A 25,436-nucleotide genomic window follows, 5' to 3' on the forward strand; every position below is an offset into this window, starting at 1 on the left:
GGCAGGATGCAAAGGAGAACCACAGATGTCCACCCTTGAAATCAAGGACCTGCACGTCAGTATTGAGACGGAACAGGGCACAAAGCCAATCCTCAAGGGCGTCAGCCTCACCATCAACACCGGTGAGACCCACGCCATCATGGGTCCAAACGGGTCCGGCAAGTCCACCCTGGCCTCCACCATCGCCGGCCACCCGCGCTACATCGTTGACAGCGGCTCCATCACCCTCGACGGTGAGAACGTCCTCGAGATGAGCGTTGATGAGCGCGCCCGCGCTGGTCTCTTCCTCGCGATGCAGTACCCCGTCGAGGTTCCCGGCGTCACCATGACCAACTTCCTTCGCACGGCCAAAACAGCGCTCGACGGCGAAGCCCCCAGCATCCGCACGTGGACCAAGGATGTGAAGGAAGCGATGGCGCAGCTGCGCATCGATGCCGACTTCGCGCAACGGAATGTGAACGAGGGCTTTTCCGGCGGCGAGAAGAAACGCGTGGAGATCCTGCAGCTCGAACTCTTCAAGCCACGGTTCGCCATCCTTGACGAGACCGACTCAGGCCTCGACGTCGATGCGCTGAAGGTGGTCTCGGAGGGTGTGAACCGCGAGCATGGCAAGGGCAACATGGGCACTGTGCTCATCACGCACTACACGCGAATCCTGCGCTACATCAAGCCGGATTACGTGCACGTGTTCGTGGACGGGCGCATCGCCGAGGAGGGCGGCCCTGAGCTGGCCGACCGCCTTGAAGAAGAAGGCTATGATCGTTTCCTCGTCCCCGGCACAGTGCCGGCCGAGGCATAACCCTCCCGAAGGAAGGCTTGCCCATCATGAGTGATGTGAATGCAGCGCAAACGTCTCTCGAGGACGTTGAAGAGTCACTGAAGGACGTCATCGATCCGGAACTCGGTGTGAACATCGTCGACCTGGGACTGCTTTACGGGCTGAAGTACGCCGACGACGGCGCTCTGCTGATCGACATGACGCTCACAACTGCGGCCTGCCCGCTCACGGACGTCATCGAAGAGCAGGTCGGGCAGTCCCTCGACGGAATGGTCGACGACTGGCGCCTGAACTGGGTGTGGATGCCACCGTGGGGTCCTGAGAAGATCACCGAAGACGGCCGCGACCAGATGAGGGCCCTCGGGTTCAACATCTAGTACTTCTCGTTTCGCCGGAGGGCGGTAGGCATATCGTGTGCCTGCCGCCCTTCTGCATGCCTGGGCGCCTACTCAGCGCTGCCGATCGCAGGGTGAGCTCCATCCGATCAAGCACTCGTCAGCCAATGAGCTCGGCGTGGACCCGGCGAAAGGTTTCTGCGAGCCGTGCGGAGAAGAGGACGAACGTGACATCCTGGACACCGCCGACGTATCCGCTCACCGTCTCCAGCCCGATCCTGGCTACCTCGGCCGGATCCCAGCCGTAGATGCCCGCACTGATGGCGGGGAAAGCAACTGACTCAGCGCGCTCTGCCTCTGCAACCTCAAGGCTTCGGCGGAAACACGACGCGAGTAACCCGGGGTCCGTCTGTCCCGCATGACGGTTCGGCCCAACCGTGTGGATGATCCACGATGCCGGGAGCCTGAACGCAGGCGTGGCGACAGCGTCCCCCACCTCGAGCCCGTCAGGGAGGCGTTGCTGTCTCAGCGCGCGGCACGCTGCAAGCAGCTCCGGCCCGGCAGCGCGATGAATGGCTCCATCCACACCGCCACCCCCAAGAAGCGAGGAGTTGGCGGCATTCACGACGGCGTCCACCTGGAAGGTGGTGATGTCGCCCTCAGTGAGGTGGATCCTCGTCCGGGTCACCGCACACCTGCCCTACGGATGAAGGCGCCTGGGCGGCCTGCAGGAAGAGTTTGGGTGATGCCGGGCGTGAACCTGGGCGTAGAACGGGACGCGGTCGAGGCGGTGATCATGGGCACAGGTTAGTACATTGGGTTGACCCCCAGAAGAGGAATCCATGCCTTTCGTGAACCGAGTGCTTCACTGGGCCGGCGCGCACGCGGACCGGCCCGCCGTCGTCGTCGGCGACCGCGCAATATCCTACGGCGAGTTGGCGGCCCGGGCACGGGCAGCCAGGGTGCCGGAGGGCAGGATGATCGCGCTCGAACTTACCGACCCGGTTGAATTTGCCATCGCGTTGACGGCTGTTGTCGGGCGGGGCCGGTGCGCCGCCGTCCTCGATCCGGGATGGCCCGGAGCCCAGCGTGCACGGGTGATTGAAGCGCTGCTGCCGGACGGGGTGCTCGATTCCACGGAGATGGGCAGCTCGGATCACCCTGACAGTTCAACCGATGCGGTCCCTGAAAGCGGAGGGCCGCTTGCCGGTGCCACCGATGACGAGCTGTTCTACTGCGGCTTCACCTCAGGATCCACCGGTACACCGAAAGCGTTCGTCCGCACGGTGGGCTCGTGGCGACGTTCGTTGGAGCGCAGCGTTCCCTACTTCGGCATTACACCCGGCCTCCGCGTCTTCGCACCGGGTCCGCTGTCAGCAAGCCTCAGCCTGTATGCCCTCGCCGAGTCACTGTTCGCGGGTGCAACGTTCTACGCGTTGCCTGCCGGAACTGGAGAACACACCGGGGTACTGATTGGTGATGTCCTGCGCAGGCAGCGCATCGCCCACTTTGTCGGTGTACCGGCCGCGCTGCGGTTGGGCCTGCAGCTGGCCGGCGGGACGCTGCCGGACCTTCATTGCGTTGTGTCCGGGGGAGGGAAGCTCTCCTCAGCGGAGGTTGACCTTGTGCGCCGGGTGGCGCCCGGTTCACGGCTTGTTGAGTACTACGGCGCGTCCGAGCTGAGCCTGGTCACAGTGCGTGAGATCGGACCGGAGGAACCCGGAGAGGAACAGGCGGACCCCGGGATCGGCCAGCCGTTTTCCGGCGTCGCGCTCAGAATCGGGCCCGCCTGTGGTAGTGAGCAGCGCGGGGCTCTCCAAGGCACTGTCTGGGTCAGGACTGACACGGCTATTGAGGGCTATCTTTTCGGCGGGGATGACCACTCGTTCACACGCGACGGAGACTGGGTCACCGTGGGCGACCATGGCTGGATCGACGACGACGGCGCCCTCCACCTGACGGGTCGGCGCGCCGACATGATCGTTGTGGCCGGAACGAACGTTTACCCGTCGGAGATTGAACGTGCCCTTGCCGACGCCGGTTATCCGCTGGCGTTAGCCGTCGGGGTGCCCGACCCTGCGCGGGGTGCATCCCTGGCTGTGGTGATTGAATCGCCAGCGGGTGCCATAGACACTGCTGCATTGCTGACCCGGCTGCGCGCGGAGCTTCCTGCCGTGAAGGTACCCCGGACTTTGTACCGAGTGGCCAAGCTGCCGCTGACTCCCGCGGGGAAGACGGACCGGGCAGCAGTTGCACGCTCCATTCTGAACAAGGACAGTGCCCTTGAACGGCTCTGACGATGTGTTGAAGCGCTCTGGATATGGACCGGCAGGACGGACCGTGCCGGCTCGGGCCGGGTTTAGCGTCGATGACGGCACCGCCGTCGTCGTACTTGCCCGCCGCTCGCCCATCGGACGGCTGGGTGGGATGTTCAAGTCGGTGGAGGCACATGACCTGTTGGCGCCGGTGCTCGGCGCACTCGCGCAGGATACCGGGGTGAAATCAGGCCAGGTGGACGATGTCATCATCGGCAACGCCGCTGGCGGCGGGGGGAATGTAGCGCGCCTGGCTCTGCTCACAGCGGGTTTCCCTGTCGGGGTTCCGGGGATGACGGTGGACCGGCAGTGTGCGTCAGGGCTGGATGCCGTGGTTCTGGCATGCAGGATGATCGAGGCCGGAGCCGGAACGTGGTACTTCGCCGGTGGAGTTGAGAGCTGCAGCACCGCGCCTTTGAGGGCGCGCAGAATCACTTCCACCCCTGGGGCGCCCGACTTCTACTCCCGTGCACGCTTTGCCCCCGATGCACACGGAGATCCCGACGCCGGAGTTGCCGCGGAGAACGTTGCCCAGCACTACGGAATCTCACGGTCCGAGCAGGACGCGTACGCGCTGCAAAGCCATCGACGGGCAGTTGCCTCGCTGGACGAGCTGGCAGCGGACATCGTTGCAGTTGTCGGCCGTCGTGATGACGAGACTCCTCGACGAGGGATGTCGCCCGAATTGCTGAAGCGGTTTCGTCCGGTTTTCGCCGCCGACGGAACGGTGACAGCCGGAAACTCCTGTGCTGACGCCGACGCGGCAGTCGTCCTCGCCGTGACAAGCGCTGGGGAGGCCCGCACTTCCGGTTTCACGAGCGCGCTCGCCTTTGCGGGGTCAGCAGTTTCCGGGGGTGATGCGAGCCTCTTCGGCACGTCCGGAGCACTCGCCGTCCGCAAGCTGCTGCTGACACTGGGCATCGCTTCCAGCGAGGTTGCACGGTGGGAATTCAATGAGGCATTCGCCGCGCAGGTACTTGCCTGCGCGCACCTGCTGCAGGTCCCGCCGGACCAGTTCAACGCGTATGGCGGCGCCTTGGCTTACGGTCATCCGTACGGTGCGTCCGGGGCGATGCTCGTCGCCAACTTGCTGAGGGGATCGGAACAGCGGGCCAACAAGCGGGCCGACGACGGCGGGTTGTCGGTTGCCGGTATCAGCGCAGCCGGAGGAGTTGGGACCGCGGCGGCCTTTCGGGGAGTACGGCTGTGACGCGGGTGTGACCTGCTGGGGTAACGCGGAGCTTCAGCGTCCGGGGGACTGGGCACGCACGCTCCCCGGGCTGAAACCGCGAAGCTACGGGACGTCGTCGTCGTTCTTCTCCCCGAGGCCGCGTGCCGCGAGTGCCTCACCGGTTTGCTGAGCATAGGCGACGGCACCAATGAAGACCGGCAGGATGAGCGCCCGCGCGTTACGCTCGAGCCCCCGTGCGCGGGCGGCGTCCCGGGCATCGCCGGCCGCTCCAACCAAATAGGGAATGCTGCGGAACATCAGGGTAAGCGTGAGCCCGAACCGCTCGGGGTCTCCACCGAGGAAGCGCGTGGGGCGGGCGAGTGCAACCAACCCGTCCAGCAGGCGCTGGCTTTCGGTGGTGAGGGTAACCAGCAAGGCAGCCAGCACGCACACCACAATGTTCCCCACAACGAGGAACGCGGTCACAGGGCCGGCGACGAACCACTGGAATGCACCGAGCACGAGGATCAGCGGCCACATCCTGAGGAACGCAGCGAGCATCTGCTTCACTGTCAGCCCCGCTCCCGCCGTGTAGGCGACCACCAACAGGATGATCGAGCAGGAAGTCATCCAGACGCTGTTGACCACGAGGACGGCAACCGAAAGGACCGCGACGGCAAGCACCTTGACCCACAGTGGCGACGCATGGATGAGCGAGCGCCGGTCAATGTAGCTTCCGAGCAGGCTCGCGTGCCCCCTCACGCTGGAGGCCCGGGGAAAGCGGCTCCGCTGGCGCTCAGATGGCGGTAGGCAGCTATGGCCTCTGACGGGGAACCGTCGAACACAATCCGCCCCGAATCAACAACAAGCGTGCGGTCGGCATCCAGTGCGAAGTCCAGCGAATGGGTGGTGAAAATGATCTGTTGCTCCACGCTGCGGAAAAGTTCGCGTACGCGGTCTTCATTGCGCAGGTCGAGGAGCGTTGTGGGTTCGTCAGCCACCAGCACCCGTGGCTCGCAGGCGAGCACCGTGGCGAGGGCCAGGAGTTGCCGTTCGCCACCGGAGAGGTCGTAGACACTCTGGTCGGCGAGCCGGGTCAAACCGAACTTCCCGAGGACCTGTTCAGCGGCACTCCGCCTGTCCTCCCGACGGCGATGGCTACGCCGGAGGGAGAGTTCAATGTCCTCACGGCCGGTAGGCATGATCAGTTGCGCAAGCGGGTCGGTGAACATGAACCCCACCTGTGTCCGCACCGCTGACCCGCGGCGCGCAGTGTCGAGGCCATGCACCCTGACGCGTCCGGCCGTTGGCAGAACCAGCCCGTTGATGAGTTTCAGCAGGGTCGACTTGCCGGAGCCGTTCGCCCCGATGATACTGATGCGGTCCTCGTTGAGCACCAGGTCCACGGGGTGGAGGATTTGCCGCTGTGACTCCTCGGACTGGACGGCAGCGCCGTCGAACTCAATCACCTTCGCCAGGGCTATCGCCGCGAGGTGGATCGGCTCGCCAGGCGGGGGAAGGCCTTGAGGACGCTCAGCCCGATGGCCGCCGCGACGAGGTTCTTGAGAATGTCACCGGGAAGGAAAACGACGTCGGCGGCGATCGCGGCTGGGAGGTCGAGCTTTGCGTTGACCATCATTCCCAGGATGCCGAGGGGATGGGTGATCGCGAGGCTGGTGACGGTGCACGCCGCGAAGAGTCCCACGTACCGGAGCCTGTCCATTCGGTGGAATACCAGGCGGGCTAGGAAACCAACGGCCATGGCGGCCAGCGGGAAGGCGATAATGTACCCGGCCGATGGGCCGAACAGGATGCCGATCCCACCGCGGAACTGGCTGAAAATGGGCAGCCCCGCCAGCCCGACGGCGACGTAGAGTCCCACCGCGGCTCCTGCCCGCCACGGGCCGAGCACAATCCCGGTGACCATGATGGCCAGGGTTTGCAGGGTAATCGGTACGCCAACCTGGCCTACGGGGATTGCGGGTAGGATGGCACTGGTGGCCACAACGGCCGCGAAGACCGCGATCAGCGAGAGATCGGTCGCATTCCAACCACGGTGAACCCTCGGCGAGTTGTCCGCAGGGGAGGAATGCTGGCTCAGATTAGTCTGTTGCATCGTGAAGCTTTCTGTGGGATCCATACAACGGTGGGCTGCTACTTACCGAGGTTAGTGCGGAAAGAAGAAAACACTTTTGTAGGATTCCTACAACATTGAACCCTGGCGAGTCAGCCGGGAAAACGGAAGGGCCCAGCCACGTGATTGCCGTGTCGAACCTTGAGTTGCGCGCGGGCGCCCGGCTGCTCATGGATGAACTGTCATTCCGGGTGGACCGTGGGGACAAAATCGGCCTGGTGGGCCGCAACGGTGCGGGAAAGACCACCCTGACCCGTGTCCTTGCGGGCGAAGGGCTACCCGCCGCCGGGTCAGTGACCCGGAACGGTGAGATCGGATACCTGCCCCAGGATCCCCGGACGCCGAACATGGACCAGCTCGCCAGGGACCGCATCCTTTCGGCACGCAACCTCGACGTCGTCGTCGGCAAGCTGCGCGAGACGCAGGAGCAGATGGCCAGTGAGGATCCAACGGTGCGTGATAAGGCGATGAACCGTTATGACCGTCTGGAATCCGAGTTCCTTGCCCACGGCGGGTACGCGGCGGAGGCCGAAGCCGCGGCGATCTCGTCCAACCTTGCACTGCCCGAACGCATTCTGAACCAGCCGCTGAAGACCCTCTCGGGAGGCCAGCGCCGCCGTGTTGAGCTTGCCCGCATCCTCTACTCGGGTGCCGACACCATGCTCCTCGATGAGCCCACCAACCACCTCGACGCTGATTCCATTGCGTGGCTGCGCGAATTTTTGAAGAACCATTCCGGCGGATTGATTGTCATCAGCCACGACGTCGACCTGCTTGAGGCAACGGTCAACAAGGTCTTCCACCTCGACGGCAACCGGGCGACCATCGACATTTACAACATGGGGTGGAAGCGGTACCTGCAGCAGCGCGAGACTGATGAACGCGCCCGGAAGCGTGAGCGGGCCAATACTGAGAAGAAGGCCCAGGTCCTCATGGACCAGGCCAACAAAATGCGCGCAAAGGCGACCAAGGCTGTTGCGGCGCAGAACATGGCAAAGCGTGCCGAGCGCATGCTTACCGGGCTGGAAGCCGTCAGGGCGCAGGACCGGGTGGCAGCGTTGCGCTTCCCGGAACCGGCCTCCTGCGGAAAGACTCCCATGACAGCGGAGGGTCTCAGCAAGTCCTACGGCTCGCTCGAGATTTTCACCGACGTCGACCTCGCGATCGACCGTGGATCCAAGGTGGTCATCCTCGGGCTCAACGGTGCGGGAAAGACCACACTGCTGCGCATGCTCGCTGGGGTTGATACCCCGGATACGGGGCGCATTGTTCCGGGCCACGGCCTGAAGGTTGGTTATTACGCCCAGGAACACGAAACCCTTGATACCAATCGGACCGTCCTGGAAAACATGCGCTCTGCAGCGCCGGATATGCGGGACGCTGAAGTCCGAGGGGTCCTCGGATCTTTCCTGTTTTCGGGAGACGACGTCGACAAGCCAGCCGGCGTTCTGTCTGGCGGCGAAAAGACGCGCCTCGCATTGGCCACCATCGTGGCCTCCTCGGCCAACGTGCTGCTCCTCGATGAGCCCACCAACAACCTTGACCCGGCCAGCCGGGAGGAAATTCTTGGTGCGCTCCGGAACTACTCCGGCGCCGTCGTACTCGTCAGCCACGATGAGGGCGCGGTGGACGCGCTCAACCCCGAACGCGTTGTCCTGTTGCCGGATGGCGTTGAGGACCTGTGGAATGACGACTACCTCGATCTGGTGACCCTGGCGTAATAGAGCACCAGAAAGTGCGTCGGGGCTAGCGGCCCTGGGCGTCGAGGATGGCGTCTTCCTCTTCTTCGGCCGTGGGCTTTCGCCGCGCGCGCCATGCTGCCGCCCTTGCCGCAGTCTCCTCCACGTCCTCATGGTCAATGCGGTACTGCTGGCGGGCCGCGTAGCCCAGACCCACGAAGAGCAACACCCCGAACGCGAACCACTGCATGGAGTAGGACAGGTGCGGGCCAAGGTCGATCTCCGGCCTGGCAGGAGCCACCGGGGTGGCAGCCGGGGCAGGAGATTCTCCCGCGAGCAGCCCATAGGCCCCGGTCTGGATGGGGTAGTCCAGTTGCGATTGGTACAGGGGGAGGTTGATCGAAGCGAGCTGCCCAGCAGGCGCGGAGCGATCGAGCACCGGTTCGCCGGGCCTGATCCGTGCGGTCACTGTGACTTCGCCCTCAGGCGCGGCGGGTATCGAGTCGGGACGCCCGGCTTCCCTGTTGCCGATGGGAAGCCAGCCGCGATTGACGACGACGGCGGTGCCATCCTTGAGCTTCAGGGGCACCAGGACTTCATACCCTGGCCTCCCGCTGAGCGGGCGGTTCCGGACTATGCGCTCGTTCGCGGAGTCATACCGTCCCGTAAGGGTCACCGGCATCCACTCTTCTGACTCATCGTAGGAAGCAAACAACCCTGGTGAATACGGGAGCGGATCCCGATCATAGTTGGCCTGGACGGTGTCGACAGTCGCCGCGGCCTGATTTCGGCGGTCGAGCTGCCAGAGCCCCAGCGCACTGCAGGCCGCGGCCAGCACCATTACCAGTGCCAACCAGCCGAACCAGCGTGGAGTTGCAAGATACTTCAAAGGATTCACGACGCTGCCGTGGCGCCTTCCACGGGCAGCGTCTGTTTCCACAGTCCGCGGGTGGAGAGGTAGTCCTGGAGCCAGTCGCGATGCCCAGCACAGGCCAGCCAGACTTTTCGGCGCTCTGCGGTGTGAATACGAGGGTTGTTCCAGAGCAGTTGCCACTCGGCTGGTAGCTTGCAGGCCTTACGTGAACAGGTGGGCTGACCTGGCCCGGAGGGAGCCGTGCTACCGGGCAACTGATCGAAAATGCTCACGCCTGCCCTTTCGTGTTCGGCACTTCCCCTGGCTGACGGTCTTCCTGCTCCTCAACGATCTCACCCTGCAGTGTGAGGGGGCCGTCCTCCTGCGGGATCTCAATGGGGGCCTCAAGTTCTCGTGCAGGTGCCTGGTCCAGCAGGGCATCGCTATGGGTGATGTTGCTCGTGTCGCTTCCGCCATTGGCGAAGATGACCGCGAAGTAGGGCAAAAAGACCGCTCCGGCGATCATCACCCACTGGAACCATCCCTCAACCACAAACACCAGAATCAGGCACACCATCCGGATACCCATGGACAGTGAATATTTGATCATCCGCTGACGCATCTCATCGCTGTGGGCCTCGCGGGCGTCACTGATGTTATGTATTTCGGGGCTGCGTTTCGACTGATGGCTCAGCTTCATCATCACTCTCCAAATGGACTCTTCCATTGTCTCACTGTGGACGCCGTAGTTAAAGTTCGCCTGTGGTTCAGGTAAGTGCAGTTAGGATCGAACGGACAATTCACCGACGTTCTGGAGGACCATTCGTGCAGGAACAGACAACCGCCGATACAACAGCCCCGCAGGGCGGCCGCAGCGTCCTGGTAACCGGCGGCAACCGGGGAATCGGGCTCGCGATCGCGCAGTCGTTCCTTGCAGCCGGGGACAAAGTGGCCATCACCTATCGCAGCGGAGAAGTTCCGGCCGGAATGTTCGGGGTGAAGGCGGATGTTACTGACACTGACCAGATCGATGCGGCTTTCCGTGAAGTCGAGGATGCGCAGGGGACAGTCGAGGTGCTCGTTGCCAACGCCGGCATCACCCGTGACACCCTGCTCCTGCGGATGAGCGAAAAGGACTTCACCGACGTCATCGACACCAACCTCACGGGGTCCTTCCGCGTGATCAAACGCGCCTCCCGCGGAATGATGCGCCTGCGCAAAGGACGGATTGTCCTCATCTCGTCGGTCTCCGGCCTCTACGGCGCTCCCGGCCAGATCAACTACTCGGCTTCAAAGGCGGGTCTGGTGGGAATCGCCCGGTCCATTACCCGTGAACTTGGTTCGCGCGGCATCACGGCCAACGTTGTCGCTCCGGGTTTCATCAACACCGACATGACCGCCGCACTGCCGGAAGAGACGCAGAAGAATTACCTTTCATCCATCCCTGCTGGGCGTTTCGCTGAAGCGGACGAGGTGGCGAACGTGGTGCGCTGGGTCGCCAGCGATGAGGCCGCCTATATTTCCGGGGCCGTCATTCCGGTGGATGGTGGCCTGGGGATGGGTCACTGATCCCGTCCATCTGAGCTTTTCCGCCAACCAACAGCGTAATCAACCAACATTTTTCAAGGAGATCCACATGGGTGCACTCGACGCCACAACTGCAATTGTCACGGGCTCGTCCCGCGGAATCGGAGCGGAGGTAGCCCGGCTGCTCGCAGCCCAGGGGGCGGCCGTCGTCGTCAATTACCGGCAGAAGGCACCGAGGGCAAACAAGGTGGTCGCGGGTATCGAGGCCGACGGCGGCAAGGCGGTAGCGGTGGGCGCTGACCTCACGACGCCCGACGGCGTGAATGCGCTGATCACGGCGGCCGTCGAGAACTTCGGCGGGCTAAATCTGCTGGTGCTCAACGCCTCGGGCGGGATGGAAACCGGGCTCGGCGAGGACTACGCGCTCAAGCTCAACCGGGATGCCCAGGTAGCGATGCTCACCGCGGCCTTGGAAGTCATGCCGTCGGGATCACGTGTGGTTTTCATCACCAGCCACCAGGCACACTTCATCAACTCCGTCGAAACCATGGACGCATACGAGCCGGTCGCACGCAGCAAGCGCGCCGGTGAAGACGCATTGCGGGACATGCTTCCCACGCTGACCGAACGCGGAATCGATTTCGTCGTGGTTTCGGGAGACATGATCGAGGGCACCGTCACGGCCACCCTGCTGGATCGCGCGGCGCCTGGCGCTATCGAAGCCCGCAGGCAGGAGGCCGGCCGCCTGTACTCAGTGGAGGAATTCGCCGCTGAAATTGCCGCAATGGTTTCAGCGGACGTACCCACCGGCCACACGGAGTACGTGGGCGGCGCGGAGCACTTCACCCGCTAGACCACTGGGCAGTCGGTGCCCCTGGACGACGCGCCGGGCCTCAGAGCCTGGTGAAGTGCTTCACGATATCCAGGTAGGGAAGGTCTACCGCTGCGTCGGCAGCAGCCCTGACAGCCGGCTTGGCGTTGAACGCGACGCCAAGCCCGGCCGCAGCAAGCAGGTCCAGGTCGTTTGCCCCGTCGCCAACAGCGATGGTCCGCTCCAGGGGGATGTCCGCGGCTTCCGCCCAGGCCCGAAGGCAGCGCTCTTTCTCGGCGCGGTCCACTACGGCGCCCAGCACCGTTCCCGTGAGAAGGCCGGCGTCCACGCCGAGCAGGTTCGCCTTGGCGTGGGTGAGTTTCAGACGGGCCGCGAGCGGTTCCAGGATCTGGCTGAAGCCTCCGGAAACGACGGCGACCAGATGCCCGGCCTTGAGGAATGCCCCGACCAGGTGCTCGGCGCCATCGCTGAGTTCGATCCGCTCACCGACGTCGGCAATAACGCCCTCCGGGAGACCGGCAAGCACAGCCACCCGAGCGTGCAGGCTTTGCGCAAAATCGAGCTCACCGCGCATCGCGGATTCCGTCACCGCGGCCACTTCCGCCTCACGTCCGGCATGAGCCGCGAGGAGCTCAATGACCTCCTGCTTGATCAGCGTGGAGTCCACGTCCATGATCAGCAGCTTGGTTCCCTCGGCGAGCAGGGCCGGGGGCACGACGGCGATTCCCGCCCCAGCGCTGATGAGCGGCGCCACAGTGGAGCGAAGCCGGGCGATTCCGCCGTCGTACCTCACGGTGAGTTCGAGCGTCGAGTAGCGCCCGTCGTCGTCGGAAAGCTGATCGACAATTTCGGCTCCGGCCTCCAGGAGGGCCGCGCGCACTTCATCTCGGTTCTGATCCAGGTACGAGCTGCCTGTGCGGGCGCCGAAACTGACCACCCTGAATGTCTCGATCACGTGCGGTCTGGCCTTTCGTCGCTTCAACGTCCAGTTGCCATTATGGAGCCCTCTCACAGCGGGTTCGAAAAGTGTGACCCTGCCCGGAATGGAACTGCTCCTTCGGCGCAATCCGTTTAACGTTCAAGGCTGCACTTGGCCTAGTGTCTACTGTCATGAGTGATGTTCTGGAGCTCTCCGGTGTGAGCATTGTCCGCGGTGGAAAAACCCTGCTGGACGGCGTTGACTGGCAGGTCAAGGAGGGCGAGCGCTGGGTGGTCATGGGCCCCAATGGCGCAGGCAAAACCACCCTTCTCCAGATCGCGGGAGCGCGAATCCACCCCACGCAGGGAGTGGCTGGAATTCTCGACGAAGTGCTCGGCGCCGTCGACGTCTTCGAACTGAGGCCGCGGATCGGACTGGCCTCGGCCGCCCTGGCATCCCAGATTCCGGAGCATGAGACCGTGCTCAACGTCGTCGTCACTGCGTCTTACGGCGTCACCGGGCGCTGGCGGGAGCAGTACGACAAGCTTGATGAGCGCAGGGCATTCCAGCTGCTCGATTCCTGGGGTGTCTCCACCCTGATGAACCGTCCGTTCGCCTCGCTCAGCGAAGGGGAGCGCAAAAGGGTCCAGGTGGCGCGGGCGCTGATGACTGACCCTGAATTGCTGTTGCTCGATGAACCCGCCGCCGGCCTGGATCTGGCAGGCAGGGAAGACCTCATTGCGCGGCTCACTGAATTGGCCGCCGATGATGAGTCACCGGCGATCGTCCTCGTCACTCACCACCTTGAAGAGGTGCCTCCCGGTTTCACGCACGCCATGCTGCTCCGCGACGGACGTGTGGTCGCTGCAGGCCCCATTGACGAGGTCCTCGTCGAGGAACACCTGAGCACTGCCTTTGACCTTCAACTCGACGTGACGCAGCGGGACGGGCGCTACAGCGCCGTTGCCCGGTAACGGTCACCGACGCCACTGAAATGGACCTACTGCGTGACGGGCTGATCCTTCTTGGCGGGCTCTGGGCCGGGACCATCAACACAATTGTCGGTTCCGGAACCCTCGTCACCTTCCCGATCCTCATTGCACTCGGCTATGCGCCGGTCACAGCGACGATCAGCAACGCGATGGGGCTCGTGGCAGGCAATATCTCGGGTGCCTGGGGTTACCGGAAGGAACTGAAGGGGAACGGCCGCACCCTGGCGCGGCTGCTGCCGGCTTCCCTCCTCGGCGGCATTACGGGCGCCGCGCTCCTGCTCAATCTCCCTGAAAGCGTCTTCGAGGTGGTGGCGCCGTTCCTCATTGTTCTCGCGCTCTTCTTTGTGATCTTCCAGCCGAAACTGCAGGGTTGGGTGCGCCGCAGGGCGGAGCGGAAGCCTGAGGGCACAACAGATCCGGCGCCTGGACATCCCCTTGCACTGACAGCTTTGGTCTTCCTTGCCGGTGTCTACGGCGGGTACTTCGTCGCTGCGCAAGGCATTTTGCTGGTCGGCATCCTGGGGGTTTTCCTGCAGGGCACCATGCAGGCAGCCAACGCCATGAAGAACGTGCTGGTTCTCGCGGTCAACCTGATCGCAGCCGTGTCCTACATGATCTTCGCCTTCGACCGGATCGACTGGTGGGTGGTGCTGCTCATTGCGGTTGGTTCGCTGGTCGGCGGGTTTATCGGCTCGATAGTCGGCAGGCGCCTCTCCCCAGTGGTGTTGCGGAGCATCATCGTGGTGCTGGGCCTTGTGGCTCTCTACGCCATGATCGCCAGGCTGGTGGCCTGACGTGCCGATCGAGCGCCTTGCCGATGCACGAGACCCGCGGGTGAGTGATTACCTCAACCTCACAGATACCCAATTACGACGACGGCGGGAACCCGCGGAGGGCCTCTACATCGCAGAGAGTACGAAGGTTCTGCGCCGGGCAATAGGCGCGGGGCACGTCCCGCGGTCCTTTTTTCTGACCGACAAGTGGCTCCCGGACCTGCGGGGTGTCATCGACCGTTTTCCGGATGTGCCCGCCTACATAGGCACCGAGGAGATTCTGGAGCAGATCACCGGATTCCACCTGCACCGCGGTGCACTCGCAGCGATGAACCGGCCGCAGCCGCTGCGGCTATTGGATGTTCTTTCCTCTGCACAGCGGATTGCGATTCTCGAGGACATCGTCGACCACACCAATCTTGGCGCCGTCTTCCGGTCAGCAGCAGCGTTGGGAATCGACGCCGTCCTGGTAACCCCGCGCTGCGCGGATCCGCTGTATCGGCGTGCTATCCGGGTGAGTATGGGCGCGGTCTTCCAGGTCCCCTGGGTACGGTTGGAATCCTGGCCTGACGCGATCGGCGAGCTTCAGCGGAACGGGTTTCTGGTCGCAGCCCTGGCCCTCACGCCTGATTCAATCGGGTTGGAGGACCTGTCCGTACGGGCCCCGGCCAAGTTGGCCCTTGTCCTCGGTACCGAGGGGGAGGGCCTCACCGCGGAGACGATTGCGCGGGTCGACGTGGCGGTGCGGATCCCTATGGGTGCCGGCGTCGACTCGTTGAACGTCGCCGCGGCGGGCGCTGTCGCGTTCTGGGAATGCAGGCCGCGTTCGGCGAGCCCGCGGCACACACATCGCTAGGTTCGAATGCTTTCACGGATCAGGTAAGGGTGCGGTAGAGTTGGTTGCTGGCCTACGGGCCCCTAACTTTCAAACCACCGGTGCCTGGCAAAATCCAGGCGACTACAGAAGGTACTCCAATGAAGTCTGATATCCACCCCACGTACGCAGCGGTTGTCTTCCGCGACCTCGCTTCCGAGAAGTCGTTCCTGACCCGCTCCACCGTCACCTCCAAGAAGACGGTCGAATGGGAAGATGGCAACACCTACCCACTGGTAGAGGTGGAAATCTCCTCGGAGTCCCACCCGTTCTACACCGGCAAGCAGCGCATCATGGACTCCGCAGGCCGCGTGGAGCGCTTCAACCAGCGCTTCAAGGGCTTCGGCAAGAAGTAGCACCAAAAGCTCACGCCAGGACCCGAACCGGAATTTCCGGTTCGGGTCCTGCTGTTTAATCAGCTGTATGAGCGGCGGATCACTTGAGCCCGCTGCTTATGGAGTCATCACTGAAAGGACGCAACGCGATGGTCGCGGATATCTTGCACGGAGAGTACAAGGTGCCGGGAGGGAAGCTCGTTGTCGCTGATGTGTTCGTGGTCGAGGGAATGCTCGCCAACGTGTCCATCAACGGCGACTTCTTTCTCGAGCCGGACGAAGCGCTGGATGACATCAACGCGGCCCTGAATGGCGTTACCGCTGCCGCCTCCCACTCCGAACTGGCGGCCGCGGTGCGGGACGGATTGCGCCCGGACGCGCAGTTGTTCGGCTTTTCCCCTGAAGCGATCGCAACTGCGGTCCGGCGCGCGCTGGGCCACGCAAGCACCTGGACCGACCACACCTGGGAGATCATCGGGCCCACACCCCTACCGACGGCAATGCACGTGGCAATGGACGAGGTCCTGACCCGTGAGGTCGGTGCTGGTCTACGAAATCCAACGCTCCGTTTCTGGGAGTGGGAGAGCCCTTCAATCGTCATCGGCAGCTTCCAGTCCGTGCGGAACGAGGTCGACGACGACGCCGTCCGTCGGCATGGGGTCAGCGTTGTCCGCCGCATCAGCGGCGGGGGAGCAATGTTCATGGAGCATGGGAACGCGATCACCTACTCGCTCTACCTGCCACAGTCGCTGGTTGACGGACTGAGCTTCGCCGACTCCTACCCGTTCCTGGACAGCTGGGTGATGGAAGGACTGAAGCGGCTCGGCATCACCGCCTGGTACCAGCCCCTGAATGACATCGCGACGGATCTGGGCAAGATCGGGGGAGCGGCCCAGAAACGATTGAGCAACGGGGGCATGCTGCATCACGTGACTATGTCCTATGACATCGATGCGGACAAGATGATGGAAGTACTCAGGATTGGCCGGGAAAAGCTCTCCGACAAGGGCATCAAAAGTGCAAAAAAGCGCGTTGACCCACTGCGCAGGCAGACCGGGCTTGCCCGTGAGGAAATCATCCAGGTCCTGGGAGACACCTTCCGCGACCTGTCCGGTGCAACGCCTGGATCTATCTCTCCCAGGGAAATGGCTGAGGCGGAGGAACTGGTCCGCACAAAGTTCGGAACGAACGAATGGCTCCACCGTGTCCCGTAACCGCCCCGGCCCTTACATCCCGGCCGGAACCGGTTCCTTCAACGTTTGCATCGCCCTGCCCTGCGCCCGAAGGGCCCGCACCAGGTGGTCTCGCTCCTCGAGAACCACTCGGCGCAGCGACTGTGGAGCGTCAGCGTGGGACGAGAGCCACGAGTCCGTCAGCTTCACGACCGGGTGGTCCTCCGGCGTCGTCCCGGGTGGCAGGTCTTGTTCATTCGGGAAAAGTCCACGCACAATCCGCGATGACATTTCGATCGGCAGGTCCTCCCAGACACGCCGGATTTGCTGGAAGTAGGGGCTCACGTAGGGCTCGTGCAAGCTGCGGGGTCCTTCGCGGAATCCAGTAATGGTGGCGCTCAACAGTTCATTGGACAGTTGACCTCCATCCATCACAGCTTTCCAGGCTTTCGCTTTCACCGCACCGTCCGGAACCGCTGTGCAGGCGGTGGTGAAGCCAGTACGTCCCGCTGCAGTATGGTCCCGCTTCAACGCGGCTTCGAGCTCATCCACGCCCGCCAGGTTCTGGGCGGAAAGTGCCTGCCAGAGGAGCCAGCCCAGCTCATCGTCAACCACCAGACCGTTGATCGCTGCGGAGCCGTCGAGCATTCCGCGCAGCAGGGGCGCATGCGTGGGCGTCTGCCGTGACGTTGCGGCGAGGGACCGGGCCCACACGAGTTGATGATCGGAGCCCGGTTCCGCCTGGTTCAGTCCGTCACGCAGGAAAGCCGCAAAGCGTTCGCGCAGTGCTCCCCGTCCGCTTGCGGGGGCGAAATCCTCGACGGCGTGCCTCGCGTTCTGCAGCAGCTGCTGCAGAACGCCGACGCCGGTCTCCTGCGGGGCAACGCGCTCCACGGCGTTGACATACTCCTCCGCTCCGAGCAGCGCATCGCGGGTTGAAGACCACAGGGCAGCGAGGCAGACCGCGCGCGCGAGCGGCTCTTCCAGTCTGTCCGCCGAAGTGAGAAGCGTTTCAAGTGACCTGTCATCGAAGACGAGCTTTGCATAGGTCTGGTCTCCGTCATTGACGAGCAGCAAATCGGGTTGATCCGAACCGATGAGCTCCGGCACTTCTGTGCGGTGCCCGTCGATCTGCACCTCACGGGAACCGGACCGCTGCAGCCTGCCGTTGCTGTCAAACGAGTACAGCCCAAGCCGGATGCTGTGCGGACGCGGGACGTCCTCGCCGGTCACTGGGTCGAGCGCCCGCTGAAGTATCGCGACGGAGGTGTACACGCCGTCGTCGTCGGTCTGGACTTCCGCTTCAAGCTGCGGCACGCCCGAGGTCTGCAGCCAACGCCGCGCCCAGTCCGTCATGTCCTTGCCGGACGCTGCACTGAGCGCCGCCAGCAGGTCACTGAGGGTCGTGTTGCCGAAGGCGTGGTCGCGGAAGTAGGACCTGGCCGCTGCCGTGAAGGCATCGAACCCGGCGTAGGCCACCAATTGCTTGAGCACGGACGCACCCTTGGCATAGGTGATCCCGTCGAAATTCAGTTTGGCAGCTTCGAGGTCCGCAATGTCAGCCACGATCGGATGAGTGGATGGCAACTGGTCCTGGAGGTAAGCCCACACCTTCCGCCGGTTCGCGAAGGTCACCCATGAGGTGTCCGATTGCATCGCCTCGGCGACAGCGAGAGCGCCGCAGAAGTCGGCGAAGGACTCCTTGAGCCACAGGTCATCCCACCAGGTCATGGTCACGAGGTCGCCGAACCACATGTGGGCCATCTCGTGCATGATCGTGTTGTCGCGCGACTCGTACTGCGCCTGGGTGGCGCGGGACCGGAAGATGTACGCCTCGGTGAAGGTCACGAGGCCCGGATTCTCCATTGCACCGAGGTTGTACTCAGGCACGAAAGCCTGTTCGTACTTCCCGAACGGGTACGGATACTGGAACAGGTCGTGGAAATAGGTCAGGCCGCGGCGGGTGGTTTCGAAGATGCGGTCGGCGTCGAGGCTCTCGGCGAGGGATCGCCGGCAGTAGGCGGCGAGGGGGATGGTGAGGACCGTGCCATCGGCCACTATGCCCGTCCACTCGTCGGTGGCCATGGCGTAAGGGCCTGCGAGGACGCTGGTGATGTAGGTGGAGATGCGCTCGGTGGGCTCGAAATGGTGGGTGACGGTGCCGTCGTCGTGCTGGTCCCGGGCACGCCCGGACGCATTCGATGCAACGGTCCATGCCTCCGCCGCGCGCACGTGGAAGGTGAAGGGCGCCTTCAGGTCAGGCTGCTCGAAGCACGCGAATACGCGCCGTGCGTCGGCTGGCTCATACTGCGTGTAGAGATAGGTCTCGCCGTCCGCCGGATCCTCGAACCGGTGCATTCCTTCGCCACTGCGGCTGTAAAGGGCCATCCCTTCGACGACGACTGTGTTGTGGGCCGCAAGGTTGGAGAGCCTGATCCGGGCGCCGTCAACGACATCTTCGGGTTCAAGGTCGGCCCCGTTGAGCGTCACCGCTGCGACGCCGCCGTGGATGAAATCGACAAAGGTTTCGGCACCGGGTTGCGAGCACTCGAAGGTGATGACCGTCCGGGAAGGAAAGGTGTGTGCCCCGCCGTCCCGTGCGTTGCTCAGGTCCAGTTGGACGTCGTAGGCCAGATCCCGCAGGATCCCGGAACGGTTCGCCGCCTCATCACGGCGCAGATTCTCGTTATGCACCGGCCTATTCAATCACGGCCACTTTCGCCCAGCTGAGACGCCCACCCCGGCTGACCTGAGGCGCGCCAGCGGGGACAGCGGTAGGAATCTTGATCCGTGGCATGGCAATGTTGACCCATGTCCGAGCTCTTCGAAGACTATGCAAGCGCTGCCCGCCGCAGTTCCGCCTACGACGAAATGTTCGATGCGTCGAATTCCCCGCGCACCGAATATGGCCAGGTTGCGGCCGCCCTTGAAGAACTGAACCTCTCGGACGTCACGGCTCGGGCCGATTCGATGGCGAGGACCTTCCTGGACCGGGGCGTCACCTTCGACTTCGCTGGCGAAGAGCGGCCCTTTCCGCTCGACATTGTCCCCAGGGTGATCGCCGGAGCGGACTGGGAACAGCTCGAAGCGGGCGTCGCGCAGCGCGTGCGTGCCCTGGAAGCGTTCCTCGATGACGTCTACGACAAAATGGCGGTCGTGACAGACGGGGTCATTCCGCGCAAGCTGATCACCTCCTCGGCACACTTCCACCGCGAGGTGTCGGGTTTCGACCCTGCCGGAGGCGTACGGGTCCACATCTCGGGGATCGACGTCGTTCGCGACCACGAAGGCACCTTCCGTGTGCTCGAAGATAACGTCCGCGTTCCCAGCGGGGTCAGCTACGTGCTGGAAAACCGGCGGGCGATGGCGAAGGGTCTGCCTGAGGCGTTCGGGCAGCAGCACATTCGGCCGGTTGAGGAGTATCCCCGCCGCCTCCTCGCCGCGCTTCGGAAAACTGCGCCTCCCAGCGCCGAGGATCCGACCGTCGTCGTGCTCACCCCGGGCGTTTTCAACTCGGCCTACTTCGAACACACGCTGCTGGCGGGGCTTATGGGCGTCGAGCTGGTCGAGGGCAGGGACCTGATTTGCCGCGGCAACCGCGTCTACATGCGGACGACGGCGGGTGAGCAGCGCGTGGACGTCATCTACAAACGGATCGACGATGAGTTCCTCGACCCGCTTCAGTTCCGCGCCGACTCGGTTCTAGGGTGCCCGGGCATCGTGAATGCTGCCCGCGCGGGCATGGTCACCATCGCCAACGCCGTGGGCAACGGAGTGGCCGACGACAAACTTGTCTACACCTACGTCCCCGACCTCATCCGGTACTACCTCAGCGAAGAACCACTCATCGCCAACGTTGACACGTTCCGGCTGGAAGAGCCGGCTGCCCGCGAAGAGGTCCTGGACCGTCTTGATGAACTGGTGGTGAAACCGGTCGACGGGTCCGGCGGAAAGGGCCTCGTGATCGGGCCCGACGCTTCCGCCGAAGAACTCGCTGCCCTGCGGGATCGCGTCCTCGCGGACCCACGTGGCTGGATCGCGCAACCCGTCCTCCAGTTGTCGACGGTGCCCACCATGTCCGGTGGCCAGTTCAGCCCCAGGCACGTGGACCTTCGGCCGTTTGCAGTGAACGACGGAGACAACGTGTGGGTTCTGCCCGGCGGACTGACCCGGGTGGCAATGAAGGAGGGTTCCTTGATCGTCAATTCGAGCCAGGGCGGCGGGTCGAAGGACACGTGGGTGGTGGATGACGAGCCCGACGGCGGTGCGCCGCCCGAAACTGCTGCGTCCGTCGCAAGCGGGCCTCCCGCCGTCGTACGCCAGCGGGTAAGCGTCTGGCCTGTTGCATCCGGCTGGCAGGACCGGCAGCCGGAGCAGCAACAGCAGCAGCTCGCCGCCGGGGAAGGAGTGGCAGCCGATGCTTAGCCGTATCGCGGAGTCGCTGTTCTGGATTGGGCGTTACCTGGAACGGGCTGACGGGACCGCCCGGATCCTCGACGTTCACCTTGAACGCCTCAACCAGATGCCGCGGCCCGTCCAGCGGGATGTGTCACGTCAGCTCCTCGGCGTCATGGGCAACCGGCCGGAGACCGACGACTTCGGGCTCGGTGACCTGCTCGAAGCCCTCGCCTTCGACCGGAGCAGCACCACATCCATCGCCGGGGCGCTCGGTGCCGCACGGGAGAATGCCCGCCGCGCCCGGGAAACCGTCTCGGCCAGCGTGTGGGAAGGCCTGAACACCACGTGGTACGGGCTCACGCAGCATCGCAAGGACGTGGTGGGGACCTACCGTTTCTGCCATTGGGTGATTGAGCGCACCGCTATGGTGCGTGGGCTCGCTGACACCACCATGAGCCACGACGAAAGCTGGCAGTTCCTGGTGCTGGGGAGGAGCCTGGAACGGGCGGACATGACTGCGCGGATGCTGTCGACGCGGAATGTCCACGCCACGGGGCTGTCCTGGGTGAACATGCTGCGGTGCGCAGGGGCGTACGAGTCCTTCCTGCGCACACGCAGGGCGTCCTTCGGTGAGCAGCACGCCGCTGAGTTCCTGTTGCTCGACCGCTTGTTCCCGCGGTCCATCGTCTACGCATTGAGCGACGCCGAGAAGTGCCTGACGAACCTGAATCCTGCCTACCGCAGGGTGGGGTTCATCAACGATGCCAGCCGGATAGTCGGCCAGGCCCGCACCTTCCTCGAGTTCCATCAGACAGCGGACCTCATGCTGGAACTCCCTGAACACCTGGAGAGGGTGCAGAAGGCCTGCGCCGAAGCTTCCGACGCCGTTTCCCGCACCTACTTTTCGCAGGCAGCCGAGCTGTCCTGGGTTGGAGAAGTTTCATGACCCGCCTATTAATCGAGCACCGCACGGGGTATGACTACCTGCGCCGGGTTTCGTTGTCCTACAACGAGGCCCGCATGACTCCGCTGACCGATTCCCAGCAGGTGGTGCTCGAATCCACGGTGTCCATCAACCCCTCCAGCGCCGCCGTGTCCACGTACCGGGACTACTGGGGCACGCGAGTCACGGCCTTTGATGTCCAGGTACCGCACGACCACCTCGAGGTCGCCGCGCAGACCACTGTGGAGGTCAGCCGGCACGAGCGCATTCCCGCGCCGGAGGAAATCGTGACGTGGGAGGCTCTGGGCTCCGATGCCGTCGTGAACGGCTTCGCGGATTGGCTCGCCGGCACGCGGCTGAGCGAGCCGGGCCCGGAAGCGCGTGCGCTTGTCCGTGACGTTGCTGGCGGCCGCGATCCGCACGCAGCAACGCATGCAATTTTTGCGTGGTTGGGTTCGGAGATGCAGTACGTGCAGGGAGTCACGGGTGTGCAGTCGAACGCGCAGGAAGCCTGGGCAGAGCGCCGTGGCGTCTGCCAGGACCTCGCGCACATAGCGATCGGTTCGCTGCGCAGCCTTGGCATACCTGCCCGCTACATTTCCGGCTACCTCCATCCGCGCAGGAGCGCAGCCGTGGGGGAATCCGTTGCCGGGCAGTCGCATGCCTGGGTCGAGTGGTGGGACGGCGAATGGCGGGGTTGGGACCCGACCAACAGCGGCCCGGTAAGCGACTTTCACGTTTCAGTGGCGCGCGGAAGGGATTACCGGGACGTCTCGCCCCTGAAGGGCATTTTGTCCGGCGGTGGAGGTTCAAACCTCAATGTCACGGTGGACATCACCCGCGTCGCCTGAGCGGGCGCCGGCGCGTGTCCTTCGGATGGAAATCTACGGGTCTACGAGTTGGCCCTTGCTGAGGATCGTCAGGCCGGACTCGGTGACCGTGTAGCCACGGCTGAGGTCGAGTTCCCTGTCGACGCCGATCTTCGCGCCGGGGGGAATGGTGACGTTCTTGTCGATGATCGCTTTGCGCAGGATTGCTCCCGACCCGACCGTGACATTGTCCAGCAGCACCGAGCCGCTCACCTCGGCACCCTCGGCTACGTAGACGTCGGTGGCGAGAATTGAGCTCTGGACTGCGCCACCGGAAACAACAACTCCGTTCGAGACAATCGAATCATGGGCAACTCCGGAGACCCCGGACGCGCTTCGGACAAACTTCGCGGGCGGGGAAATACTCTGGCGGGTGTAGATCGGCCACTCGAGGTTGTACAGGTTGAACAGGGGGAGCGGCGTGATCAGGTCCATGTTGGCGTCGTAGTAGGAGTCCAGTGTCCCGACGTCGCGCCAGTACTGGCTGTCCCGCTCCGTGGCACCCGGAATCTCATTCCTGGTGAAGTCGTACACGGCGGCATCGCCGCGCTCCACGAAGTAGGGGATGATGTCGCCGCCCATGTCGTGCTTGGTGTTCAAACGGGCTGCATCCACTTCGAGCGCGTGAATCAGGGCTTCGGTGTTGAACACATAGTTCCCCATGGAGGCCAGGAAGCTTCCCGGGTCATCCGGCAGGCCAGGGGTGGATTCGGGCTTCTCCACGAAGGCGGCGATTCTGCCCGGATCCTCAGGGTCTGACTCGATGACACCAAACTGGTCCGCGAGGTAGAGCGGCTGCCGGACGGCTGCGACACTCACGGACGCGCCGCTTTCAATGTGCGACTGCACCATCTGCTCAAAGTCCATGCGGTAGACGTGGTCGGCGCCGATGACGACGACGATATCCGGCCGCGCATCGTGGATGAGGTTCAGCGACTGGTAAATAGCGTTGGCACTGCCGAGGAACCAGCTCTTTCCCCGGCGCTGCTGTGCAGGAACCGAAGCGATGTACTGCTGCAGCTGCGTCGACATCCGCCAGGTTTCGGAGATGTGCCGGTCAAGGCTGTGCGACTTGTACTGGGTGAGTACAACGATCTGCAGGTAGCCGGAATTCACCACATTGGAGAGCGCGAAATCGATCAGGCGGTAGCTGCCTGCGAAGGGGACCGCGGGTTTGGCGCGGTCTGCTGTCAGGGGCATTAATCGTTTGCCCTCGCCGCCTGCCAGAACCACCGCCAGCACTTTCTTGATCGCCACGGCACAACCCCTTCCTCGTCGACAATGGATTGTTACGCCTGCCCTTCACACTAGAGGACAGGCATGGCCTGCACTACGTTGGTTAGGTGCGAGTAGACATTGTGACAAAAGAATTCCCCCCTGAGATCTACGGCGGGGCCGGCGTCCACGTGGCGGAACTCAGTCGTGTGCTTTCGAGTCGGCTGGAGCTCCACGTGCACTGCTTCGGAGCCGAGCGATCGCCAAACTACAACGGCGCGAGCGTCCGCAGCTACGCGGTGCCCTCCGAGCTCGCCCAATCAAACCCCGCAGTACAAACGCTGGGGACTGATCTGGCAATACTCGAGGGAATCGCGGGTTCCGACCTCGTCCACTCGCACACCTGGTACGCGAACATGGCCGGGCACCTGTCCTCGCTCCTCCACGGCATCCCGCACGTGCTCAGCGCCCATAGCCTGGAACCGCTTCGCCCCTGGAAAGCCGAGCAACTCGGGGGCGGTTACGCCGTCTCGTCCTGGGTGGAAAAGACGGCCTACGAAGCGGCTGCTGCGGTGATCGCCGTCTCGGCGGGCATGCGCGAGGACATTTTGCGTTGTTACCCCTCGGTCGACCCCGGCAGGGTTCATGTCGTCCACAACGGCATCGACACGGTGACCTGGAGCCCGGACAAAAACGACGACGCCGTCCGTTCCCTTGGCATCGATCCGGAGCGTCCCAGCGTGGTCTTCGTGGGTAGGAACACCCGCCAGAAGGGCGTTCCGTACCTTTTGCGCGCTGCCGCGAAACTACCAGCCGATGTGCAGCTGGTCCTCTGCCTCGGCGCGGCTGACACGCCAGAGCTCGCTGCCGAGACATCCCGGCTGATCGATGAACTGTCAGTCCAGCGAGGTTCGGTGGTTCTCATTGAGCGCATGCTTCCGCGGGACGAGCTGATCCAGGTGCTCAGTACCGCGACCGTGTTCGCGTGCCCGTCAATCTACGAACCCCTCGGCATCGTGAACCTGGAGGCGATGGCGTGCGGTGCCGCCGTCGTCGCAAGCGCCACCGGAGGTATCCCTGAGGTCGTCGAGGACGGCGTGACCGGTACCCTGGTGCCGCTGGAACAGGTAACAGACGGTACCGGAACCCCATTGGACCCCGACCAGTTCGTGGCCGACTTCGCTAATGCGCTGAACGCGCTGGTTGCCGACCCCGCCCGTGCCCGGGCCATGGGTGAGCAGGGTCGAATCCGCGCGGAAGCCAACTTTTCCTGGGACACGATCGCGGACAGCACCCTCGGCGTCTACCGCTCGGTGCTATGA

Annotated in this window: 26 protein-coding genes; 16 read left to right on the forward strand and 10 right to left on the reverse strand. The window is 63.8% G+C overall.

Going from position 1 to position 25,436, the window contains the following annotated elements; all coding sequences use genetic code 11:
* Positions 1-25: 25 nt before the first annotated feature.
* Positions 26-799, forward strand: coding sequence for a Fe-S cluster assembly ATPase SufC (gene sufC, locus ACWA1U_RS11930; protein WP_463722397.1), 774 nt, complete (start codon positions 26-28; stop codon positions 797-799).
* Between the two features lie 26 nt (positions 800-825).
* Entirely contained in the window at positions 826-1,155 is a 330-nt protein-coding gene (locus ACWA1U_RS11935; RefSeq protein ID WP_463722398.1) for a metal-sulfur cluster assembly factor, read from the forward strand.
* Between the two features lie 118 nt (positions 1,156-1,273).
* Here ACWA1U_RS11935 and ACWA1U_RS11940 read toward each other — a convergent pair whose 3' ends face one another.
* Positions 1,274-1,801 carry an O-acetyl-ADP-ribose deacetylase gene (locus ACWA1U_RS11940; RefSeq protein ID WP_463722399.1) on the reverse strand — a complete coding sequence of 176 codons (528 nt, stop codon included), beginning with the start codon at positions 1,799-1,801 and terminating at the stop codon, positions 1,274-1,276.
* Between the two features lie 154 nt (positions 1,802-1,955).
* Here ACWA1U_RS11940 and ACWA1U_RS11945 point away from each other — a divergent pair, with 154 nt between their 5' ends.
* Both ACWA1U_RS11945 and ACWA1U_RS11950 read left to right on the forward strand, forming a co-directional pair.
* Positions 1,956-3,410, forward strand: a complete 1,455-nt coding sequence (locus tag ACWA1U_RS11945) for a class I adenylate-forming enzyme family protein (RefSeq protein WP_463722400.1) — start codon at positions 1,956-1,958, stop codon at positions 3,408-3,410.
* Positions 3,397-4,638 carry a thiolase family protein gene (locus tag ACWA1U_RS11950; RefSeq protein WP_463722401.1) on the forward strand — a complete coding sequence of 414 codons (1,242 nt, stop codon included), beginning with the start codon at positions 3,397-3,399 and terminating at the stop codon, positions 4,636-4,638. Before ACWA1U_RS11945 ends, ACWA1U_RS11950 begins: the two co-directional genes overlap by 14 nt.
* An 84-nt stretch (positions 4,639-4,722) precedes the next feature.
* Here the strand turns inward: ACWA1U_RS11950 and ACWA1U_RS11955 are convergent, their stop codons facing one another.
* The 3 genes from ACWA1U_RS11955 to ACWA1U_RS11965 are packed head-to-tail and all read right to left on the reverse strand — an operon-like array spanning position 4,723 to position 6,715.
* Positions 4,723-5,361, reverse strand: a complete 639-nt coding sequence (locus ACWA1U_RS11955) for a CbiQ family ECF transporter T component (RefSeq protein WP_463722402.1) — start codon at positions 5,359-5,361, stop codon at positions 4,723-4,725.
* Positions 5,358-6,068 carry an energy-coupling factor ABC transporter ATP-binding protein gene (locus ACWA1U_RS11960; RefSeq protein ID WP_463722403.1) on the reverse strand — a complete coding sequence of 237 codons (711 nt, stop codon included), beginning with the start codon at positions 6,066-6,068 and terminating at the stop codon, positions 5,358-5,360. Before ACWA1U_RS11960 ends, ACWA1U_RS11955 begins: the two co-directional genes overlap by 4 nt.
* A gap of 11 nt (positions 6,069-6,079) precedes the next feature.
* Entirely contained in the window at positions 6,080-6,715 is a 636-nt protein-coding gene (locus ACWA1U_RS11965) for a biotin transporter BioY (RefSeq protein ID WP_463722404.1), read from the reverse strand.
* A 140-nt stretch (positions 6,716-6,855) separates the two neighbouring features.
* Here ACWA1U_RS11965 and ACWA1U_RS11970 point away from each other — a divergent pair, with 140 nt between their 5' ends.
* Positions 6,856-8,454: an ABC-F family ATP-binding cassette domain-containing protein gene (locus tag ACWA1U_RS11970; RefSeq protein WP_463722405.1), complete on the forward strand. Its 1,599-nt coding sequence runs from the start codon at positions 6,856-6,858 to the stop codon at positions 8,452-8,454.
* A 25-nt stretch (positions 8,455-8,479) separates the two neighbouring features.
* On the opposite strand, the gene ACWA1U_RS11975 is transcribed toward ACWA1U_RS11970, so the two are convergent.
* From ACWA1U_RS11975 to ACWA1U_RS11985, 3 genes are read right to left on the reverse strand one after another with little or no spacing between them, the layout of a single operon-like run.
* Entirely contained in the window at positions 8,480-9,310 is an 831-nt protein-coding gene (locus ACWA1U_RS11975) for an SURF1 family cytochrome oxidase biogenesis protein (protein ID WP_463722406.1), read from the reverse strand.
* Positions 9,307-9,558 carry a hypothetical protein gene (locus ACWA1U_RS11980; RefSeq protein WP_463722407.1) on the reverse strand — a complete coding sequence of 84 codons (252 nt, stop codon included), beginning with the start codon at positions 9,556-9,558 and terminating at the stop codon, positions 9,307-9,309. The genes ACWA1U_RS11975 and ACWA1U_RS11980 overlap by 4 nt, the downstream gene beginning before the upstream one ends.
* Entirely contained in the window at positions 9,555-9,992 is a 438-nt protein-coding gene (locus ACWA1U_RS11985; RefSeq protein WP_463722408.1) for a DUF3099 domain-containing protein, read from the reverse strand. The genes ACWA1U_RS11980 and ACWA1U_RS11985 overlap by 4 nt, the downstream gene beginning before the upstream one ends.
* A gap of 98 nt (positions 9,993-10,090) precedes the next feature.
* Here ACWA1U_RS11985 and ACWA1U_RS11990 point away from each other — a divergent pair, with 98 nt between their 5' ends.
* The gene (locus ACWA1U_RS11990) at positions 10,091-10,834 is read left to right on the forward strand and encodes a beta-ketoacyl-ACP reductase (protein ID WP_463722409.1); all 744 of its coding nucleotides are present in this window, start codon (positions 10,091-10,093) and stop codon (positions 10,832-10,834) included.
* A 67-nt stretch (positions 10,835-10,901) separates the two neighbouring features.
* Entirely contained in the window at positions 10,902-11,645 is a 744-nt protein-coding gene (locus ACWA1U_RS11995) for an SDR family oxidoreductase (RefSeq protein ID WP_463722410.1), read from the forward strand.
* 40 nt (positions 11,646-11,685) lie between these two features.
* On the opposite strand, the gene serB is transcribed toward ACWA1U_RS11995, so the two are convergent.
* Positions 11,686-12,579, reverse strand: coding sequence for a phosphoserine phosphatase SerB (serB, locus tag ACWA1U_RS12000; protein WP_463722411.1), 894 nt, complete (start codon positions 12,577-12,579; stop codon positions 11,686-11,688).
* Positions 12,580-12,734: 155 nt separating this feature from the next.
* Here serB and ACWA1U_RS12005 point away from each other — a divergent pair, with 155 nt between their 5' ends.
* The 5 genes from ACWA1U_RS12005 (at position 12,735) to ACWA1U_RS12025 (ending at position 16,731) form a co-directional block, all read left to right on the forward strand.
* The gene (locus ACWA1U_RS12005; protein ID WP_463722412.1) at positions 12,735-13,517 is read left to right on the forward strand and encodes an ABC transporter ATP-binding protein; all 783 of its coding nucleotides are present in this window, start codon (positions 12,735-12,737) and stop codon (positions 13,515-13,517) included.
* A gap of 20 nt (positions 13,518-13,537) precedes the next feature.
* Positions 13,538-14,329 carry a sulfite exporter TauE/SafE family protein gene (locus tag ACWA1U_RS12010; RefSeq protein ID WP_463722413.1) on the forward strand — a complete coding sequence of 264 codons (792 nt, stop codon included), beginning with the start codon at positions 13,538-13,540 and terminating at the stop codon, positions 14,327-14,329.
* Position 14,330: 1 nt separating this feature from the next.
* A complete protein-coding gene (locus ACWA1U_RS12015; RefSeq protein ID WP_463722414.1) occupies positions 14,331-15,164 on the forward strand; it encodes a TrmH family RNA methyltransferase in 834 nt (277 codons plus the stop codon).
* 119 nt (positions 15,165-15,283) lie between these two features.
* Positions 15,284-15,538, forward strand: coding sequence for a type B 50S ribosomal protein L31 (locus ACWA1U_RS12020; RefSeq protein ID WP_463722415.1), 255 nt, complete (start codon positions 15,284-15,286; stop codon positions 15,536-15,538).
* A gap of 128 nt (positions 15,539-15,666) precedes the next feature.
* Positions 15,667-16,731, forward strand: a complete 1,065-nt coding sequence (locus ACWA1U_RS12025; RefSeq protein WP_463722416.1) for a lipoate--protein ligase family protein — start codon at positions 15,667-15,669, stop codon at positions 16,729-16,731.
* Between the two features lie 12 nt (positions 16,732-16,743).
* Here the strand turns inward: ACWA1U_RS12025 and pepN are convergent, their stop codons facing one another.
* Entirely contained in the window at positions 16,744-19,383 is a 2,640-nt protein-coding gene (gene pepN, locus ACWA1U_RS12030) for an aminopeptidase N (RefSeq protein ID WP_463722417.1), read from the reverse strand.
* Between the two features lie 117 nt (positions 19,384-19,500).
* Between pepN and ACWA1U_RS12035 the strand changes: the two genes are divergently transcribed.
* Genes ACWA1U_RS12035 through ACWA1U_RS12045 form a run of 3 tightly spaced genes read left to right on the forward strand, consistent with a single transcriptional unit; the run spans position 19,501 to position 22,881 of the window.
* On the forward strand, positions 19,501-21,114 hold the full coding sequence (locus tag ACWA1U_RS12035) for a circularly permuted type 2 ATP-grasp protein (protein WP_463722418.1): 1,614 nt from the start codon (positions 19,501-19,503) through the stop codon (positions 21,112-21,114).
* Positions 21,107-22,033, forward strand: a complete 927-nt coding sequence (locus tag ACWA1U_RS12040; RefSeq protein WP_463722419.1) for an alpha-E domain-containing protein — start codon at positions 21,107-21,109, stop codon at positions 22,031-22,033. Before ACWA1U_RS12035 ends, ACWA1U_RS12040 begins: the two co-directional genes overlap by 8 nt.
* The gene (locus ACWA1U_RS12045) at positions 22,030-22,881 is read left to right on the forward strand and encodes a transglutaminase family protein (RefSeq protein WP_463722420.1); all 852 of its coding nucleotides are present in this window, start codon (positions 22,030-22,032) and stop codon (positions 22,879-22,881) included. Before ACWA1U_RS12040 ends, ACWA1U_RS12045 begins: the two co-directional genes overlap by 4 nt.
* 33 nt (positions 22,882-22,914) lie before the next feature.
* On the opposite strand, the gene glgC is transcribed toward ACWA1U_RS12045, so the two are convergent.
* Positions 22,915-24,156, reverse strand: a complete 1,242-nt coding sequence (gene glgC, locus ACWA1U_RS12050; RefSeq protein ID WP_463722421.1) for a glucose-1-phosphate adenylyltransferase — start codon at positions 24,154-24,156, stop codon at positions 22,915-22,917.
* Between the two features lie 86 nt (positions 24,157-24,242).
* On the opposite strand from glgC, the gene glgA reads away from it, so the two are divergent.
* Positions 24,243-25,436 (forward strand): glycogen synthase, encoded by a 1,194-nt coding sequence (glgA, locus tag ACWA1U_RS12055; protein WP_463722422.1) that lies wholly within the window; start codon positions 24,243-24,245, stop codon positions 25,434-25,436.

The sequence above is a fragment of the Arthrobacter sp. TRD_SC_6 genome (assembly GCF_055361185.1).